Annotated in this window: 3 protein-coding genes; 1 reads left to right on the top strand and 2 read right to left on the bottom strand. The window is 55.0% G+C overall.

From position 1 onward, the window contains the following. A partial coding sequence (gene uspE, locus Q7O77_RS16225) for a universal stress protein UspE (RefSeq protein ID WP_304169710.1) occupies nt 1–587 on the top strand: 587 nt, incomplete at its 5' end. 272 nt (nt 588–859) lie between these two features. Here the strand turns inward: uspE and pntB are convergent. Together pntB and pntA are read right to left on the bottom strand one after the other, a co-directional pair. Then, nucleotides 860–2248 carry a Re/Si-specific NAD(P)(+) transhydrogenase subunit beta gene (pntB, locus tag Q7O77_RS16220; RefSeq protein ID WP_085652024.1) on the bottom strand — a complete coding sequence of 463 codons (1389 nt, stop codon included), beginning with the start codon at nt 2246–2248 and terminating at the stop codon, nt 860–862. A 10-nt stretch (nt 2249–2258) separates the two neighbouring features. Next, nucleotides 2259–3164 (bottom strand): Re/Si-specific NAD(P)(+) transhydrogenase subunit alpha (gene pntA / locus Q7O77_RS16215; protein WP_304169707.1); only part of this gene is annotated, 906 nt, incomplete at its 5' end.

Below are 3164 nucleotides of genomic sequence, written 5' to 3'. Positions count from 1 at the left end.
ACTGGCAGCTGTTGCGCAAATGTCCCTGCCCGGTCTGGATGGTGAAAGATCAGCCTTGGCCTGATGGCGGTCAGGCGTTGGTGGCGGTCAATCTCGCGAGCGAAGATCCTTTGCACGACCCCCTTAATATCAAATTGGTCTCCGAAACGCTGGACCTCGCCAGACAGGTCAATCAGACCGATGTGCATCTGGTGGGAGCCTACCCGGCCACGCCCATTAATGTCGCCATCGAATTGCCGGACTTCGACCCCAGCGTATACAACGATGCCATACGCGGCCAGCATCTGCTGGCAATGAAGGCGCTGCGGCAAAAATTCAGCCTCGACGAGCGTCTGACGCACGTTGAAAAAGGGTTGCCTGAAGAGGTGATCCCCGATCTGGCTGAACACCTGCAGGCCGGTGTCGTCGTTCTGGGCTCGCTAGGCCGAACCGGTTTATCCGCCGCCTTTATCGGCAATACCGTCGAACACGTGATCGACCGTCTGAAATGTGATTTGTTGGCCATCAAGCCGGATGATTTCGTTTCTCCTATGGCCTCTGGCGAGAGTGACGACGATACCGCACCGGAATTGAATAGCGTCCAATAACCCTGTCATCTTCAACGGGGCGCAGAATATCCGGCGCCCCGCTTCTTTCTTCTTGCTACGCATTCCCTTCATCTACCCCAGTCTGACGCCTGACAGCCCAACGTGCGTAGAGTCAATTTATACCCCTCGTTATCCACACGTCGTTTTGCCGTCTTCGCGGAAGAATAAAGGGTAAACCGGCTTATGTGATGGCAAGATGATGAGTGAGGTTTGGCAGTAGAAGGCAAAAAAAACGCCGCACGAGGCGGCGTTTTGAGAGCTAAAAAGAAAGCTTAGAGGGCTTTCAGAATGGCTTCGACGCTGGCTTTGGCATCGCCAAACAGCATCTGCGTATTCTCTTTGAAGAACAGCGGGTTTTGCACGCCGGCATAACCGGTGTTCATCGAGCGTTTGAACACGATGACGTTGTGCGCTTTCCACACTTCCAGAACCGGCATTCCCGCGATAGGGCTGTTCGGATCTTCCTGCGCGGCCGGGTTGACCGTATCGTTGGCACCAATGACCAATACGGTGTCGGTGTCGGCGAAATCATCATTGATTTCATCCATTTCCAGCACGATGTCATAAGGCACTTTGGCTTCGGCGAGCAGTACGTTCATATGGCCCGGCAGACGCCCGGCGACCGGATGGATACCGAAACGAACGTTGATGCCACGTTCACGCAGCTTGGCGGTAATATCGTGAACCGGATATTGCGCCTGTGCGACGGCCATGCCATAGCCCGGGGTGATGATGACGGAACTGGAGCCTTTCAGCAGTTCAGCAACCTCTTCCGCTGTGGTTTCACGGTATTCGCCCACTTCCTCACTGGCTGAAGAGACCGCGCCGTCTGTACCAAACCCGCCCGCGATGACGCTGATAAAGGAGCGGTTCATCGCTTTACACATAATGTAAGACAGGATGGCGCCGGAAGAACCGACCAACGCACCGGTGACGATCAGCAAATCGTTGCTCAGCATGAAACCGGCTGCTGCCGCGGCCCACCCTGAATACGAGTTCAGCATCGAAACGACAACCGGCATGTCTGCGCCACCGATAGACGCAACCAGATGCCAGCCAAATACCAGTGCGATAGCCGTCATTAGCAGCAGAGACAGGACCTGCAGAGAGACGCTGCCCGTGTTCACGAAGACTAACAGCAACAAGAAGGACACGACCAGAGCGGCCAGATTCAGCTTGTGGCGGTTAGGCAGCATCAGCGGTTTGGAGGAGATTGTTCCGCGGAGCTTCCCGAAAGCGATAACCGAACCGGTAAAGGTAACGGCACCGATGAAGATGCCCAGGAAAACTTCGGTCATGTGAATGTTGATCAGGACAGGATCGGTAATTTCACCGTGATCGATATAGCTGTTAAAGCCTACCAATACTGCGGCGAAACCCACGAAGCTGTGCAAAATCGCCACCAACTCCGGCATTTCCGTCATTTCAACTTTGCGCGCCAGATGCACGCCAATACCGCCGCCGATTGCCATCGCCACGATGATCCACCCGACGTTATCGGCATTCGGCCCCAAAATGGTCGCCAGCAGCGCAATCGCCATACCGGTGATCCCAAAAATGTTCCCCTGTTGAGAGGTTTCATGTTTGGATAACCCAGCAAGGCTGAAAATAAACAATATGGCAGCGACGATGTAGGCTGCCGTGACTAATCCACCAGACATCCTTGACTCCTTAATTCTTGCGGAACATTTTCAGCATGCGCTGAGTGACGGTGAAACCACCGAAGATATTGATGCTGGCAACCAGTACAGCAATAAAGGAAAAGAACGACACCCAGCCGCCATGCCCTATCTGCAGTAGCGCCCCGACGACGATGATGCCGGAAATGGCATTCGTCACGGACATCAGCGGCGTATGCAGCGCGTGGCTGACGTTCCATACCACGTAATATCCGACTACACAGGCCAGCGCAAATACGGTGAAATGCGACAGGAACTCTGGCGGAGCAACGTTGGCTAACCAGCCAAACAGCACGATAGCTACCGCAAGGATGATGTATTTATTCCACGGGGAGGCGGGTTTCGCTTCCGGTTTCTTCGGCGCGGCAGCGGCAGGTTGGGCCTGTTGCGGCTGTGCGGAAACCTGAATCGGCGGTGCCGGCCAGGTGATTTCGCCGCTTTTCACGACGGTTACGCCGCGAATCACGTTATCTTCGAAGTTGACATCAATCTCGCCATTCTTCTCTTTGCATAACAGTTTCAGCAGATTCACCAGGTTGGTGCCGTACAGCTGAGAAGACTGGGTAGGCAAGCGGCTCGGCAGGTCGGTGTAGCCAATAATCTTGACGCCGTTGTCTGTGACCGTGACCTGATCGGCCACCGTCAGTTCGCAGTTGCCGCCGGTTTGCGCGGCCAGATCGACGATGACGCTACCGGGTTTCATGCTCTCCACCATCTCTTTGGTGATGAGACGTGGTGCTGGCTTACCGGGGATCAGCGCAGTGGTGACGATGATATCCACCTCTTTCGCCTGCGCGGCGAACAGCGCCATTTCCGCTTTGATAAAGGCCTCGGACATGACTTTGGCGTAGCCATCGCCGCTGCCGGCTTCTTCTTCAAAGTCCAGTTCCAGGAACTC

The organism is Lonsdalea britannica, from assembly GCF_946477055.1.
Classification (GTDB): Bacteria; Pseudomonadota; Gammaproteobacteria; order Enterobacterales; family Enterobacteriaceae; genus Lonsdalea; species Lonsdalea britannica_A.
This window is presented reverse-complemented; position numbering and strand designations above follow the sequence as displayed.

Bases quoted from the DNA above. Each gene is read 5' to 3' on its own strand.
- pntB (WP_085652024.1), bottom strand. From the start codon at position 2,248: ATGTCTGGTGGATTAGTCACGGCAGCCTACATCGTCGCTGCCATATTG.